Consider the following 14,448-nt stretch of genomic DNA (forward strand, 5'->3'; position numbering starts at 1 on the left):
GGGTCAGTCGCGGCGCTGGGCGGAACGGAACATCGACTCGTCGAGCTGGAACCACACGGCGCGCACGGTGTCGAACTCTCCGAAAGGTTCGGGCTGGGGATCGGTCAGGGAGAGGCGGTAACCGCGAGGAAGGTCATCCACGTGCTGTCCGTCGCGCGGGCCGCCGACGAGCACGTAGATCACGGAGAATCGACCGCCGACTGTTCGACCGCGACGCCGTCGACCGCGTCGCTCATGCGGTGCAGGAAGGCGACGACCGCCGAGGACTCCTCGGGAGACATGTCGATGACGGCCGCCAGCATGCGGTCGTGCATGTTGCCGAGAGTCTGGCGCACCTCGGCGTCGGCCAGCGGGGTGGCCTGGATGAAGATGCTGCGTCGATCGTCGGGGTTGGCCGAGCGGGTGACGTGGCCGGAGCGCTCCAGGCGGTCGAGGATCGCGGTCGTCGAAGCGGTCGACAGCCCCAGGTACCGCGTCAACTCCCCCGGGCGTACGCGGCGTGCGGAATCGCGCAGGAGGTAGCGCAGAACGAGCAGCTCGTTCTCCCCCATGGACATGGAGTCGCGCGTACGGCGGCGCATCGCGACCTCGGCGGCGCGGTAGACGCGCAGCGCTTCGAGGACGGCCTTGCTCCGTCGGCGACGGTCGGCCGGCTCCTCGCCGTACCAGTAGGTCACCCCGTCGCCTGATCCCGTGGACGTGACTCCGCGGGACGTGGTTTCGACGTCGGTCATCGCACGCTCCTCCCCGCTCTTCCGCCTGACTATACAACGGAAATAATAGTTAGACAAACTAGTTACTAACCGAGTATGTTCTCAGTGCAGCTAATCGCCACCGAAGGGAGTTCCCCATGGGCCACCTGTTTTACAGCACGTCGACCGAGCCGATCCGCATCCCGGACCGACTCCTCTCCCACCTCAAGGTCGTCGCGACCACCAAGCTCCGACGCAGCGAGAGCTTCACCCTCAGCTGGACCCACGTCGACGGAACTCCCGGCCGATCCACGCTCTGGCTGCAGCCGGCCATCCCCCTTCGCTTCGTCTTCGACTCCGCGGAGCCCGAGAGCCTCAACGCCGCGACGCTGAAGGACATGGCCGACATGGCAAACTCCTCCGCGGGCCTGGTCGTCGACCTCGAGGCCGAGATCCCGGCCGCCGGGGCGCCCGCTCGTTCCGTGCCGTCCCGCTCGGCGGCTCCCGCCGCCGCGCGCCGTTCGCTCTCCGTGGCGGCCTGACATGACCGCGACATCTCTCGCCGCCCCGGTTCCGCTCACCTCCGTCCGTGTGCTGTGGGCGAAGGTCGACACCGGATTCTGGGTGGCCCATCGCGGCGGTGAGTATTTCGGCTGCGTCGACGCGGTGGCGGGCGGTTTCGTCTCGCGCGATGCGCACGGCGTTCCGATCGGACGCTACGACACCCTCGACACCGCCAAGTCGTCGCTGCGCTCGACGACGCACCCGGCGAACGTCTCCCGTCGGCGGCGAGCCGACCGCGCGTCGCTCGTCACCGCCACCGCCGTCGGCGGAACCGCCCTGGCCTTCGCCCTCACCGCCGGCGCCCTCGCGCCGTACCTGTGACCGGCATGGGCGACATCGACCTGCGCGACGACGCCGACCACTTCGAGGACGCCGCGAGCGCGGATTTCACAGAGCGCTATGGCGTCGCTCCCCTCTGACTCGTCGACCCCCTGGACACGGTCTCGGCACCGTGGCAACGTCGGCATCCCCCGACGAAACGGAGTTCTCCCATGACCGATCACGACGGACGCAGCGACGACGCCCCCGACACGCAGTCGAACGGCGCAGGCAGCGAGTCGCCCGAGGAGGGCGCGGCGGCCCAGAAGGACGCCGACGACTCGTCGTCGACGGATGCCTCCCCCACCGGCGACATCAGCTGATTCCTCAGAACGCGTATCGCACCCGGCAGTACGGGAGTTTGCGGGCGATCATGCTCGTCAGTGCTTCGACGCTCTGCGCTTTCAACGGATGCCGGTACCGCACGTTGACAGCCCCGTTCTGCGATCGCTTCTCCTCCTGAACGGGCGGTGTCCACAGCAGTTCCTCCCCACGCGGGTGCCAGCCGAGGTTGACCTCGTGCAGGCCCTCGTTGTGGGTGAGGAAGATGACCTCGCACGCCAGTTGCGCCTTCGCGTGAGGGTGGAGCGTCGCATCGAGCTCGTCGAACAGGGCGGCCCAGTCGGCCAGCCACGTCGGCGTGAGGATGACGGGGGAGAAATTGACGTGCACCTCGAACCCCGCGTCGACGAAATCGTTGATCGCCGCGATGCGCTCGGCCATCGCCGACGTGCGCAGGTCGGTGACACGGGCCGTTCCCGCGGGCATCAGTGAGAACCGGATGCGCGTGCGCCCGCGCGGATCCCACTCGAGCAGGTCGCGATTGACGAACTTCGTCGCGAATGAGGCTTTCGCGCTCGGTGTCATGCGGAACAGATCGCAGACGTCGCGCACGTTCTCGCTGATCATCGCGTCGACGGAGCAGTCGCCGTTCTCGCCGATGTCGTAGACCCAGGACTCGGGGTCGCACTGGTTCGGCTCGAGCTTCGGACCGCGCGCGGCCACATGACGCGCGAGATGCCGCGTGACCTGATCGATGTTGGCGAACACCGTGATGGGGTTGCTGTAGCCCTTGCGGCGCGGCACGTAGCAGTACACGCAGGCCATGGCGCAGCCGTTCGAGAGCGAGGGAGCGATGAAGTCGGCCGAGCGGCCGTTGACCCGGGTCGTGACGCTCTTCTTCGTCCCCACGACGAGGGCCTCGGTCTTGATGCGAACCCATCGGGCGACGTTCGTCTCATCGCCGTGCACCTCGGGGATCTGCCAGTGCGAGGCGACGGGGACGATCTCGGCGTCGGGCCACCGAGCGACGATCTCGCGCCCGCGCTCGAGTTCGAGGGCGGCGTCCTCCGCGTAGATGCGGGTCACGCGCAGCAGATTCTCCCGTTCGACGGCCATGGTCCCGTTCTACGCCGGGGTTCCGACATCGGCCCGCGCGAGAAGCGAGACCGGCGTGGGCTGACACCGCGGGCACCACCACGTGCGCCGCTGTCCGGGATCGTCCGCGACCTCCCCGCGCACCCGTACCCGAGTGCCGCACCGCAGGCACGGGCGTCCGGCCCGCCCCGCGACCCAGTGCGAGGAACCCTTCCGTCGGTCACCGGTGGTCACCTGGTACATCCCCGGCACGGTCGCCGAGATACGCAGACACCGCGCCGCGAGCGCCACGAGGGCGTCGAGGTCGGTCGCCCCGATCGGCGCGAACGGATGGATGCCGCGGAGGAAGGCGAGCTCGTTGACCCACAGGTTGCCCAGACCGGCGATCCGCGTCTGATCCAGCAGCGCCGCGACGAACGGACGCTCGGGCCGGTCCGCGAGGCGCCGCACCGCCTCCGCGGCATCCCAGTCGTCGCGGAGCGGATCCGGGCCGAGGTGACCGACGGCGTCGCTCTCGCGCGCGGTCGGGAGGAGGTCGACCACGGGGAGGTCGAGGCCCCACACTTCGCGGGCGTCCTCCAGTCGCAGACGCACGCGGGCGGTCTCCCGCGCGGTGGTGGGCAGGGAGCGTCCCGGGCGGGTGATGGTCCAGCTGCCCTGCATCCGCAGGTGGGTGTGAAGGGTGAAGCCGTCGTCGAACCGTGTCAGCAGGTGCTTGCCGTGCGTGTCGTAGGAGCGGATCTCACGGCCGGCGAGCGACCGTCCCGCCGCGTTGCCCGAGCGCAGCTCTCCGTCCACCACGCGGGCACCCCGCGTCGCGGCATCCAGTCGCCGCCGGAGACGGAAGACGCTGTCGCCCTCGGGCACGGCTACCGGGCCGCGGCGATGAGCTGGTCGTCGCGCGGGGTGAGGTCGGGCCGGAGGCGCGTACCGAACTCGTGGCGCAGCGCGCTGAGGGCCGCCTGCCACCCGGCCAGGCCGTGCACGCCCGGGCCGGGGCTCGTGGAGGACGAGCACAGGTACACGCCCTTCATGGGCGTGCGCCATGGATCGGGGCTGTACACCGGTCGCCCGAGGAGCTGCGGGAGGGTGGGAGCGCCGGCGGAGATGTCACCGCCCGGGAAGTTCGGGTTCCACGCCGCGATGTCGAGCGCCGTGCGCGAGGAGCTCGAGAGGATCGTGTCGCGGAAGCCCGGGGCGAAGCGCTCGATCTGGCTCACGACGGCCTCTTCCCGGTCGGCGGGGCTTCCCGACGGCACGTGGGTGTAGGCCCAGAACACGTGCTTGCCCTCGGGCGCACGCGTCGGATCGAAGAGAGTGGGCTGCGCCGCGAGGACGTACGGCGCCTCGGGCAGGTCTCCGCGGGCGACCGCGTTCTCCGCCGCGGCGATCTCGGCGCGCGTGCCGCCGAGGTGGATGGTGCCCGACCGGGCGACATCGGCGTTCGCCCACGGCACGGGCTCCGACAGGGCGAAATCGACCTTGGCGACGCCGCCGCCGTAGCGGAAGCGCTCCAAAACGCGACGGTAGGCCGCCGGCATCCGCTCCCCCGCCAGGCGGATCAGGGCGCGCGGGGTGCTGTCCAGCAGCACCGCCCGGGCGGGCGGGAGGTCGTCGAGCGATGTGACGTCGACACCGGCGTGCAGGACCCCGCCGTGCGCGCGGATGTCGGCGATCATCGCGTCGGCGATCGACTGGCTGCCGCCGACCGGGATGGGCCATCCGCGACCGTGGCCGTAGGTCGCCAGCACCAGGCCGGCCCCGCCGGCGGCGAGGCTCGGCTGGTGGAGGATCGTGTGCGCGGACACGCCGGTGATGAGACTGGGGACGACCTCTTCGCGGAAGCGCGCGTTCCACCACGGGCCGCCCTGTTCGAGAGACCGGATGCCGAAGAAGAACGCCGCGAGGGGGTCGCCGGGCACGCGCAGCAGGGCGTTGCCGGTGAAGTCGGTGACCCCCCGCAGGTGCTCCACGAGCGGACGCATGAGCCGTTCGTACGCCGGGCCGTCGACGCCGAGGCCCTCGGCCGCGCGCGCCAGGTCGCGATACGCCAGCCCCGCCCGTCCGCCGTCGAGGGGGTGGGCGTACGACACCTCGGGCACGATCATCGGCACGCGCCGATCGAGGCCGAACTCGCGGAAGAACCACGATTCGAGGGCGAGGGGGTGCACGGCCGAACCGACGTCGTGCCGGAAACCGGGCAGCGTGAGCTCGGCCGTCGAAGCCGCTCCACCGAAGGTCGCCGCCTTCTCGTACACGGCGACCGACAGGCCCGCCCGCGCCAGCGTGACCGCGGCGGCGAGCCCGTTCGGGCCCGAGCCGACGATGATCGCGTCGTAGCTCTCGGTCATCGTTGGATGGGCTCCTTCTCGGCGGTGGATCGGTGGCCGATGGCCTCGGCGCCCCCCTCGGTCCCCGGAGCCCCGCCCTCGGCGAGGTAGGCCAGTCGGTGCAGGGTCTCGGCGTTGCGCCAGCGGGTGATGGCGTCGAACACGGTGTCGGGGAGGAGCTTCGTCGGGCCCGTCACGGGCTCCTCCTGCAGCCGGACCACGCACGCGTCGCCGCGCGGCTTCACATCGATCGCCACGCGGGCGACACCGATCGGTCCCCCGTGAGGCTCCATGACCGCGCGGCGCGGCGGGTCCCAGACGCGCATGACGGTGGTGTCGTTCACCAGCAGGGGCCACGACCCGAAGGAGTGGTGCAGCGTGGCCCCCTCGGCGGGCCACGTGTCGCCCACGTCGCGCATCCGCGAGGTGCCGACGACCCACAGCGGGTAGAGCCACCCGTTGGCGAGCACCCGGAACACGTCGTCGGGGGTGCAATGCAGCAGACGGACGTTGCGGGCCATGGGGCGCTCCTCCTCGTCGTCACGGTGCGGGCGGGTGCCGGCTGACCCGCCTCGACAACGCCCACGCTACGGCCACGCGGCGACACCGGCCGCGGTGGTTGCGCCCCGACGCGCCGGCGGGTAACGGCAGGGCGGAGGCGAGGCGCGACGGCGCTCCGCTCAGGCCGCCTTCTCCGCGGGCAGCACGAACCACGCGCGGGTCCCACCCGCGGGCGAATCGTCGAGGCCGATCGAGCCGCCGTGCGCTTCCACGATGCGTCGGCACGTGGCCAGACCGATGCCGATTCCCTGCACGTCCGACCCGTGGCCGCGCTGCATGGGCTCGAACACGCGCTCGCGCAGGTCGGGGGCGACCGCTTCGCCGTTGTCGTCGACGGTGATGCGCCAACCGTCGGGGAGGGCCTCGACGCGCACGAGCACCGCGGGCGGCTTCCCGGCGGCGACGGTGAACTTGACCGCGTTCGCGATGAGGTTCTGCAGCAGCACGCGGAGCAGGGTGTCGTCGGCGCGCACGAGCACCGAGGCCTCGACCGTCACCTCGGCACCGGTGCGCGCGAGGGCGCCGTCGAGGTCTTCGAGCACCGCGTCGACCGTGTCGGCCACATCGACCCTGGTCTTGTGCGGACGCGCCCCGCCCATGCGCGCGAAGTCGAGCAGATCGGTGACCATCGACGTCATGCGCCCCGCTGCGGCTTCGGCGCGCGCCAGCGACTGCGCGGCCCGCGGCGCTCCGGCCATCTCGGGGCTGTCGGCGGCGAGCTCGAGGAAGCCCGTGAGAGCGGTGAGCGGGTTGCGCAGGTCGTGGCTCACCTGCGTCGCGAAGTGCTCCAGCTGTTCGTTGGACTCGAGAAGGTCGCGCTGCACGCGTCGCAGCTCGAGCACGTCGATCACCTGGTGTGCGAGCAGATCGAGGGCGCGGCTACTGGCATCCGAGAGCTCGCCCACCTCGGTGTCGAACACGCAGAGTGTGCCGATCGCGACGCCCGCGGGCGTGATCAGCGGACTCGAGGCGTAGAACCGGGTGAAGGCGATCTCGCCGGTGACGAAGGCATTGTTCGCGAAGCGCGGGTCGAGCCGCGCGTCGGGGACGACGACGCGACCGGGGTTGCTGATCACGGCCGCGCACATCGAATCCTCGCGTTCGCACGACGCCGCCTGGATGCCGACCGCCGCGATCTGGTGCTGCATGCGGTCGTCGATGATGTTGATGACGGCGGTCGGAACACCGCAGACGGTCGCGGCGAGTTCGACGAGGCCCTGCAGATCGGGTTCCGACGGCTCGCCGATGAGCCGGTACTGCGCGATCGCCTCTCGCCGTGTCACATCGTGTGCGGTCGACACTTCGTCCCCTCGTGGTCGGGCTCCCCGCCGACGAGCCTAACGCCCCGTGATTACACCGTGGCCCACCGATCGGGAAGGGGCTCGCGTCCGCCGGCCGCTTCGAGCAGAGTCGGCGCATGAGTACGCCGACACCCTTCCCCCAGACGCCCTCCGACCCGGGCATGCCCGCCCCCGCGGAGCCCACGGCTCCGACCCCCGCGGAGCCGACCGCTCCCACTCCGGCCGAGCCCACCATCCCGCTGCCGCCGGAGACCGCACCGGGCCCCGCCGGCGCCGAGGCGGCGCAGGACGACACCGCGGGGGCTTTCGCCCGCGAGGACGCCGAGTCCGTCGGTTCGGCCGAGATGGATGCCGACAACGCCGCCGAGCAGGACGTCATCGATGCCGTCGACCCGGGCGGCAGCCCCGACTGACCCCGCACGAGCAAGAGGGGCGGTGCCCGACGGCACCGCCCCTCTTCACGCGTCCCCGGGTCAGGGGTTGCCGCGGGTCCAGAGCAGGAGGATCGCCGCGACCTGCAGCACGAGACACCCGGCGAGGATCGCCACCCGCCGTCGTGGCGTCGACGACCAGCGTTCGTCACCCATCAGCGGAGCCATCGGCATGAGCAGGCGGAAGGTGCTCTGCTGCGGCAGGAACACCGCGAAGATGTACACGCCGTAGCTGAAGCCGTAGGTCACGACCATGAGGCCGAGCTTGCGCACCGGACGCGACCACATCAGCGCAAGGAAGGCGACGACGAGGGCGACCACGAGCACGATGCCCACGATGCCCAGGTGGGTGCCCGCCTGACGGAACCACGGCGTGAAGGGGGTGAATTCATCGTTGCCGACGTAGTCGAGCCACCAGCCGAGCTCCGTGCGGATGTAGGCGTTGTGGGTGCCGGTGACGTACTGCGCGATGTGGTTCCACGACAGGCCGGCGACCGCGATCGTGAGACCGGATGCCATGAGCGAGGCCCACTCCCGCACGGGGAACGGATCGACGCGGCGGCGGAAGAACCGCACGAGGAACACGATGCCGAGCGCCAGGCCCAGGGCCAGCACACCCGGGCGGGTGTAGGCCGTGATGAGGCCGATCGGCAGGATCCACAGGTAACGCCGCTTGATGGCCAGCAGCATGCCGGCGAACATCAGCAGCATGAACAGGCCCTCGCTGTAGCCGATCACGAAGAGGAACGACATCGGCGCGAAGGAGAAGAACACCACGGCCCACCAGGCCGGCTGCGGCTTGGTGACGGTGCGCAGCAGCACGAACAGCAGCCAGGTCGCGCCGAGGCTCGCGCCCAGGCTCAGCAGGATGGCGATCGGCTGCCATCCAAGGCCGGTGGCCCCCGAGAGCACGCGCACCATCGTGGGGAATACGGGCAGGAACGCCCAGTTGTTGGGGAGGATGTCGCCCGACACGTTCATCGGCAGTGACATCGGGTAGCCCTCGGCCGCGATCTGACCGTAGCGGTCGGCATCCCAGCCGGTGAGGTAGTCGAAGAACGTGCCGAGACGCTCGCTGTCGGGGCCGAAACCCCAGCGCGCGGCCTTCGCGATGGAGTAGAAGCCCCACAGCAGACCGAAGTTCACGACGCGCGCGATCGCCCAGAGGATGAGGACCCGCGTGAACGCGCCGCGCTCGATGGGGACGATGCCCTCCGGCGTGCGCAGGACATCGCGCCCGTACTGACGCAGTGCCCGGGCGACGCGCGAACCGCGCAGGCGGTCGAGGCGTCGCTGCGGACGCTCGATGACCCTCGACGGTTGGGTCGGGGTGACAAGCTCGCTCGGCGGTGCGCTCACTCGGAACCTTTCACAGGGGGAAGATGTGGGCGAGATGACGACGGTGTCGGGCCCGGACAAGTGCAGTGGGCCAGATCGTACCGGATGAAACCGAACGTTCCATCCGGTTGACTTCTCGGGAATCCCCTGGTCAGTGGGTATCGCCCACGAGCTTCAGCCCGATGACACACCCCACGAGGCCGAGCACGAGCAGGACCTTGACGACCGAGATCGCCTCGGCTCCCGTGACCATCGCGACGACCACCGTCAGCGCCGCGCCGATACCGACCCACACCGCGTAGGCGGTACCGGTCGGGATCTCGCGCATCGCGAAGGCGAGACCGCCCATCGACGCCACGAGCGCGACACCGAAGACGACGCTCGGCCAGAGCTTGGTGAAGCCCTCGGAGCGGCCCAGGGCGGTGGCCCACACGGCCTCGAGGACGCCGGACAGGATGAGGACGATCCACGACATGACAGAACTCCTTGGCCAGTCTTGTCGCTGTCCGGGTACTGATCCCTCGTCCGGGGACGCGATCGGCGTCCGTCGTCAGCGTAGCGATCGCACCTGGGCACCGTCCGTGCACGAGCGCCGGGTTCCGGCATCCGCTCCCCCGCCGTCGTCACACGCATAAACGCGATCCGCGCGCGTAAACACGTGCTCCGCGTGTTTCTGCGCGTGCAGAGCGTTTATGCGTGGGGGCGGGACGCCCGGGCTGCCCGCCGAGGGTGCGGGATCGGAGTCAGATCAGGAAGATCGAGGCCGCTTCGGGGTTGTGGGCGTGCACGAGCACGGCGAACACGACCGCGTCGAACAGCAGGTGCACGGTCACCACGTAGGCCAGCGAACGCGTCTTCAGGAAGAGGAAGCCCTGGACGATCGCGAAGGGGATCGTGAGGGCCGGACCCCACGCCTGGTAGCCGAGCTCCCAGAGGAACGACACGAACACGATCGCCTGCAGCAGGTTGGCGGTGAGATCGGGGAAATGCCGGCGCAAGAGCACGAAGACGGTGCAGATGAAGAAGAGCTCGTCCCAGATGCCGACGGCGCCGACACCCACGAACAGGCGAGCGATGAGATCCGGCGTGTTCACGACGGGCCAGTTCATGTAGACGCCCGAGGTGATGAAGTAGAACGGCAGGATCAGGTAGCCGAGCACGATGACGCCGGCGAGCCACGCCCACTGCCACCAGGTCCAGCGACCGCCGCCGCGCCACGGGAAGCGGATCGCGTCGTCGCGGTACACGAAGCGTGACACGACGTACGGCACGACGACCGCTCCGCCGAGGGCCAGCGTGAACCGCACGAACGCGGCGTCGTCGAGCTCGGCGTGCAGCGGGATGAGGCTCACGATGAACTGACCCACCGCGATCAGGGAGACGTCGCGCGCGATGCTCGGCTCCTCGCCGCGGGCGAGGGGGACGCCGGCGCGACGGTCGACGAGGATCCCGGATGCCACGGCGAGCGCGAGGAGCAGCCAGCCCAGCCACACGATCTGCACGACGAACAACGCGGGGGCGGCCAGACACACCAGGAGCGCCGGGATCAGCTTCGGCGTCCACGCGGACCGCTCGCGCACGGGCACCGCTGCGTGAGCGGTCACGGCGAGACCCGGGTGTAGGTGAGATCGCGGATGTCGCGGCCGACCCGCAGTCCCTTGCGCTCGAAGGCCGTGAGCACGCGCCCCTCGAAGCGATCGGCCCACTCCCCCGCGAAGGCCCGCTCGAAGCCGGGGGCCGAATCCAGCACGTCGCGCATCTGGTCGGCGTAGTCCTGCCAGTCGGTGGCCAGTCTCAGGATGCCGCCGGGAGCCAGGGCCTGCGCCGCGACGCGGGCGAAGTCCGGCGCGACCAGCCGGCGCTTCGTGTGCTTGTTCTTGTGCCAGGGGTCGGGGAAGAAGACCCACAGCTCGGAGACGCTCGCCGCGGGCAGCAGATGCTCGAGCGCCTCGGGGGCGTTCGCCTCCACGAGACGGAGGTTGCGCACGCCCTCGCGGTCGGCGTCGAGCATGGTGCGCGCGAGGCCGGCGGTGAACACCTCGACGGCGAGGAAGTCGGCGTCGGGGTGGGCGGCGGCGGCCGAGACGATCTGCTGCCCCTGGCCGGAGCCGATCTCGACGACGAGTCGCGCTCGCCGGCCGTAGACCTCGGCGGGGTCGACGGCGGTTCCCGCCTTGACGCTGGTCGTGGCGGCCGCACGCTCGACCGGCAACAGGTAGAACGGCGAGAGCTCGGCCCACGCCCTGTCCTGCGCCTCCGACATGCGACCGCTGCGACGCACGAACGACACCGGCTTGTCGCGGAAGACGGGGGTGTCCATGCCGTCCAGGCTATCCGGCGCGTCCGCCGCTGGAGCCGGCCGTCGCGGGTCCCCGGAGGGAACGGATGCCGTCGACTCGCGCGAGAGGGAGCGCTTGCGGCCGCTCACGGGACGGTCACGAAGTCGATGAGCTCCTCGACGCGCCCGAGGAGAGCGGGCTCGAGGTCGCGGAAGGTCGTGACGCGCGACAGGATGTGCTGCCAGGCGCGGGCCGTGTCGGCCTGCTCCTCGGCGGGCCAGCCGAGGGCGCGGCAGACGCCGACCTTCCACTCCACGCCGCGGGGGACTTCGGGCCAGGCGGCGATGCCGAGGGCGCGCGGGGTGACGCACTGCCAGACGTCGACGAACGGGTGGCCCACGATGCGCACGTGCGCGCCGTGTCGACCGCGGGCGATCTTCTCGGCGATGCGCGACTCCTTCGAGTGCGGCACGAGGTGGTCCACGAGCACGCCGTAGCGTCGCTCGGCGGTGGGGGGCTCGGCATCCAGGGTCTGCTCGAGAAGGTCGACGCCCTCGAGGAACTCCACCACGACCCCCTCGGCGCGCAGGTCGGCACCCCACACCTTCTCGACGAGCTCGGCGTCGTGCTTGCCCTCGACGAAGATGCGGCTCGCGCGGGCGGTGCGCGCACGCTGGTCGGCGGCCGCGAACGATCCGGAGGCGGTGCGGGTGCGGCCCTTCGGCGCGGCCGCGGGGGCCGCGAGGACCACCGGCGCTCCGTCGACGAGGAAACCTCCGCCGAGGGGGAACAGCCGCCGCTTGCCGAAGCGGTCTTCGAGCTCGACGTTCATGCCGTCGACGCGGGTCACCGCGCCGACGAAGCCGTCGCCGGCGACCTCCACCACGAGATCGGCGGATGCCGCGAGCTGCGCGGGCTTCTTGCGCCCGGCGTCGCGCCATCCACGGGCGAGCACGTCGGTGCCGTAGCGGTCGTCCATCCTGTACCTCCGAACGCCCGAGCCTAGGCGGCGCGCCGATGCGCTGACAGCGGACGCGCCGGTCCTTCCCGGGTGTCGGAGGTCGTTTATAGGGTGGAACCCCGGGCGCCGAAGGGGGATGTATGCGACAGCCGAGAGTGGCACGGGTGGTTGCGACCGTTTTCCTGGTGCTCGCAAGCATCCTGGGGGTCCCGCTCGCAGCGGCCGCCGTCCCCCCGCCGACGCTGGGCTCGAGCTACGTGGTCGACCGCGTCGACGCGCTCACCGACGCGCAGGAAGCCGAGGTGCAGTCGCGTCTGCTGGCCCTGTCGGACCAGACCGGGCTCGACCTGTGGGTCGTGTACGTCGACGAGTTCACCGAGCCCTCCGACGCGCAGGACTGGGCCAACGACACGGCCAACCGGAACAAGCTCGGCCCCGATCAGTACGTCCTCGCCGTGGCCATCCAGGGCGACACCTTCTCGTTCTACCTCTCCGGCGACGTCGACGACGGCGAACTGTCGGCGGCTCAGTTGAGTTCGATCGAGCAGGACCGCATCCAGCCCGCCCTCGAGGCCGGCGACGATGCGGGGGCGGCGATCGCGGCGGCCGACGGCATCCGCACAGCTCACGCGCAGGCGGGCGGCAACATGCCCGCTCCCCCGCCCACCCCCGCCACCGACGGCGGGCCCGCGCTGGGGCCGATCCTGCTCGTGGCCGTGCTCCTCCTCGCCATCGCCGGCGTGCTGGTGTGGCTGTTCCTTCGGCGGCGCCGGCAGAACGGCTCCGGCGACGCGACCGCCCCCGCCGAGAGCATCGACGACCTCGCGCGCCGCGCCGGCTCGGCCCTCGTCGCGACCGACGACGCCGTCAAGACCAGCGAGCAGGAGCTCGGGTTCGCCCGCGCGCAGTTCGGCGATGCCGCTGCAGCGCCGTTCACGGACGTGCTCGCGCAGGCGAAGGCGGACCTCGACCGCGCCTTCTCGCTCCAGCAGCGCCTCGACGACGACACCCCCGAGACACCCGACGAGCAGCGCGCCGGCTACACCGAGATCCTGCGACTGTGCACGGCGGCCGACGACGCTCTGGATGCCAAAGCCGCCGCGTTCGACGAACTGCGCGCCCTCGAGGCCGACGCCCCCGCGGCGCTGGCGGCGACTCGCGAGCAGCGGACCTCCGTCGGCGCAGCCCTCGCCGGCGCCGAGGCCGAACTGGCCCGGCTGCGGGAGCGCTTCACCGACGAGGCCCTCGCGCCCGTCGCCGACAACCCCGCGCAGGCGCGAGCACGCCTCGACCTGGCCGACGCGCAGGCAGCGGAGGCGCAGACCGCCCTCTCGGAGAACCGCACGGGCGAGGCCGCGGTCGCGATCCGCGCCGCCCAGGCCGCGGTGGCCCAGGCCGAGACCCTGGAGCGCGCGATCACCGCTCTCGGCGCCGATCTGGACGCCGCCGGCCAGCGCGCGAGCGCGCTCGTGGCCGACATCGAGGGCGACCTCGTGGCCGCCGGCCGGCTTCCCGATGCCGACGGCCGCGTGGCCGCGGCCTCGGCCTCGGCGCGCAGCCGTCTCGACGCCGGGCGGGCCGATCTCGGCGCGGGCCGCACGAACCCGCTCCGGGCGGTCGAGACGCTGCAACAGGCCAACGCCACGATCGACGCCGTCCTCGACGAGGCGCGCGACGAGGCGGAGCGCCGTCGGCGCGCCGACACCCGACTCGATGCCGTGCTCGCCCAGGCGCGCGCCCAGGTCACCGCGACCGAGGACTTCATCGCCGCGCGACGCGGTGCCGTCGGCCCCGCCGCCCGGACGCGCCTGGCCGAGGCGGGAGCGGCCCTGGTACAGGCCGAGCAGTTGCGCGCCACCGACCCCGCAGACGCCCTCGGCGCGGCGCAGCGCGCGGCCGAGTTGGCCGGCCAAGCCGCCTCGCTCGCGCAGAACGACGTCGGGTCGTTCGGCGGGGGCGCGGGAGGCGGCGGCGACCTCATGGGTGCGATCCTCGGCGGGATCGCCGTCAACGCCCTGCTCGGGGGCGGCGGGCGGCGCCGGGGCGGTTTCGGCGGAGGCGGCCTGGGCGGTCTGGGTGGCCTCGGCGGTGGCTTCGGCGGCGGCATTCCGAGCGGGCGTTCGCGAAGCGGCGGCGGAAGCGGCTTCGGCGGCTTCACCGGCGGCGGGCGCTCGCGCAGCGGCGGCGGAGGCGGCTTCTCGGGCGGCGGTCGCGGTCGCGCCGGCGGGGGAGGCGGACGACGACGCTGAACCACCCCTCGCGGCCACACCGCCCGATCACAGAGAATTCGTAGCAT

The 14,448-nt window shown here is 71.5% G+C and carries 17 protein-coding genes and 1 riboswitch; of the genes, 5 read left to right on the forward strand and 12 right to left on the reverse strand.

From position 1 onward, the window contains the following. Positions 1 to 3 precede the first annotated feature (3 nt). Together ACK4LS_RS03975 and ACK4LS_RS03980 are read right to left on the reverse strand one after the other, a co-directional pair. A complete protein-coding gene (locus ACK4LS_RS03975; protein ID WP_409713485.1) occupies positions 4 to 141 on the reverse strand; it encodes a hypothetical protein in 138 nt (45 codons plus the stop codon). 38 nt (positions 142 to 179) lie between these two features. Beyond that, positions 180 to 734 (reverse strand): MarR family winged helix-turn-helix transcriptional regulator, encoded by a 555-nt coding sequence (locus ACK4LS_RS03980; protein WP_409713488.1) that lies wholly within the window; start codon positions 732 to 734, stop codon positions 180 to 182. Between the two features lie 116 nt (positions 735 to 850). Here ACK4LS_RS03980 and ACK4LS_RS03985 point away from each other — a divergent pair, with 116 nt between their 5' ends. The 3 genes from ACK4LS_RS03985 to ACK4LS_RS03995 all read left to right on the forward strand — a co-directional run bounded on the left by ACK4LS_RS03985 (position 851) and on the right by ACK4LS_RS03995 (position 1,897). Then, on the forward strand, positions 851 to 1,234 hold the full coding sequence (locus ACK4LS_RS03985) for a hypothetical protein (RefSeq protein WP_409713491.1): 384 nt from the start codon (positions 851 to 853) through the stop codon (positions 1,232 to 1,234). Position 1,235: 1 nt separating this feature from the next. After that, positions 1,236 to 1,577, forward strand: a complete 342-nt coding sequence (locus ACK4LS_RS03990) for a hypothetical protein (RefSeq protein ID WP_409713494.1) — start codon at positions 1,236 to 1,238, stop codon at positions 1,575 to 1,577. 170 nt (positions 1,578 to 1,747) lie between these two features. Further along, positions 1,748 to 1,897: a hypothetical protein gene (locus tag ACK4LS_RS03995; protein WP_409713497.1), complete on the forward strand. Its 150-nt coding sequence runs from the start codon at positions 1,748 to 1,750 to the stop codon at positions 1,895 to 1,897. 4 nt (positions 1,898 to 1,901) lie between these two features. Here ACK4LS_RS03995 and ACK4LS_RS04000 read toward each other — a convergent pair whose 3' ends face one another. From ACK4LS_RS04000 to ACK4LS_RS04020, 5 genes are all read right to left on the reverse strand, one after another. After that, the gene (locus tag ACK4LS_RS04000; RefSeq protein ID WP_409713500.1) at positions 1,902 to 2,972 is read right to left on the reverse strand and encodes a spore photoproduct lyase family protein; all 1,071 of its coding nucleotides are present in this window, start codon (positions 2,970 to 2,972) and stop codon (positions 1,902 to 1,904) included. Between the two features lie 9 nt (positions 2,973 to 2,981). After that, positions 2,982 to 3,818, reverse strand: coding sequence for a DNA-formamidopyrimidine glycosylase family protein (locus ACK4LS_RS04005; protein ID WP_409713503.1), 837 nt, complete (start codon positions 3,816 to 3,818; stop codon positions 2,982 to 2,984). A 2-nt stretch (positions 3,819 to 3,820) separates the two neighbouring features. Further along, the gene (locus ACK4LS_RS04010) at positions 3,821 to 5,302 is read right to left on the reverse strand and encodes a phytoene desaturase family protein (protein ID WP_409713506.1); all 1,482 of its coding nucleotides are present in this window, start codon (positions 5,300 to 5,302) and stop codon (positions 3,821 to 3,823) included. Further along, positions 5,299 to 5,802, reverse strand: a complete 504-nt coding sequence (locus ACK4LS_RS04015) for an SRPBCC family protein (protein WP_409713509.1) — start codon at positions 5,800 to 5,802, stop codon at positions 5,299 to 5,301. Before ACK4LS_RS04015 ends, ACK4LS_RS04010 begins: the two co-directional genes overlap by 4 nt. A gap of 159 nt (positions 5,803 to 5,961) precedes the next feature. Beyond that, positions 5,962 to 7,143, reverse strand: coding sequence for a sensor histidine kinase (locus ACK4LS_RS04020; RefSeq protein ID WP_409713512.1), 1,182 nt, complete (start codon positions 7,141 to 7,143; stop codon positions 5,962 to 5,964). A gap of 116 nt (positions 7,144 to 7,259) precedes the next feature. Here ACK4LS_RS04020 and ACK4LS_RS04025 point away from each other — a divergent pair, with 116 nt between their 5' ends. After that, positions 7,260 to 7,556 (forward strand): hypothetical protein, encoded by a 297-nt coding sequence (locus tag ACK4LS_RS04025; RefSeq protein WP_409713515.1) that lies wholly within the window; start codon positions 7,260 to 7,262, stop codon positions 7,554 to 7,556. Positions 7,557 to 7,616: 60 nt separating this feature from the next. Here ACK4LS_RS04025 and ACK4LS_RS04030 read toward each other — a convergent pair whose 3' ends face one another. The 5 genes from ACK4LS_RS04030 to ACK4LS_RS04050 form a co-directional block, all read right to left on the reverse strand. Further along, entirely contained in the window at positions 7,617 to 8,933 is a 1,317-nt protein-coding gene (locus ACK4LS_RS04030) for a hypothetical protein (protein WP_409713518.1), read from the reverse strand. A 130-nt stretch (positions 8,934 to 9,063) separates the two neighbouring features. After that, positions 9,064 to 9,387, reverse strand: a complete 324-nt coding sequence (locus ACK4LS_RS04035) for a DMT family transporter (protein WP_409713521.1) — start codon at positions 9,385 to 9,387, stop codon at positions 9,064 to 9,066. Positions 9,388 to 9,397: 10 nt separating this feature from the next. Then, positions 9,398 to 9,461: riboswitch (guanidine-III (ykkC-III) riboswitch) on the reverse strand. Between the two features lie 194 nt (positions 9,462 to 9,655). After that, positions 9,656 to 10,516, reverse strand: a complete 861-nt coding sequence (locus ACK4LS_RS04040; protein ID WP_409713524.1) for a CPBP family intramembrane glutamic endopeptidase — start codon at positions 10,514 to 10,516, stop codon at positions 9,656 to 9,658. Further along, positions 10,513 to 11,232: a tRNA (guanosine(46)-N7)-methyltransferase TrmB gene (gene trmB, locus ACK4LS_RS04045; RefSeq protein ID WP_409713527.1), complete on the reverse strand. Its 720-nt coding sequence runs from the start codon at positions 11,230 to 11,232 to the stop codon at positions 10,513 to 10,515. The genes ACK4LS_RS04040 and trmB overlap by 4 nt, the downstream gene beginning before the upstream one ends. A 104-nt stretch (positions 11,233 to 11,336) precedes the next feature. After that, the gene (locus tag ACK4LS_RS04050) at positions 11,337 to 12,170 is read right to left on the reverse strand and encodes a DUF3097 family protein (RefSeq protein ID WP_409713530.1); all 834 of its coding nucleotides are present in this window, start codon (positions 12,168 to 12,170) and stop codon (positions 11,337 to 11,339) included. 146 nt (positions 12,171 to 12,316) lie between these two features. Between ACK4LS_RS04050 and ACK4LS_RS04055 the strand changes: the two genes are divergently transcribed. After that, positions 12,317 to 14,401: a TPM domain-containing protein gene (locus tag ACK4LS_RS04055; RefSeq protein WP_409713533.1), complete on the forward strand. Its 2,085-nt coding sequence runs from the start codon at positions 12,317 to 12,319 to the stop codon at positions 14,399 to 14,401. Positions 14,402 to 14,448: the final 47 nt, after the last annotated feature.

The sequence above is a fragment of the Microbacterium sp. genome, assembly GCF_046295495.1.
GTDB lineage: Bacteria > Actinomycetota > Actinomycetes > Actinomycetales > Microbacteriaceae > Microbacterium.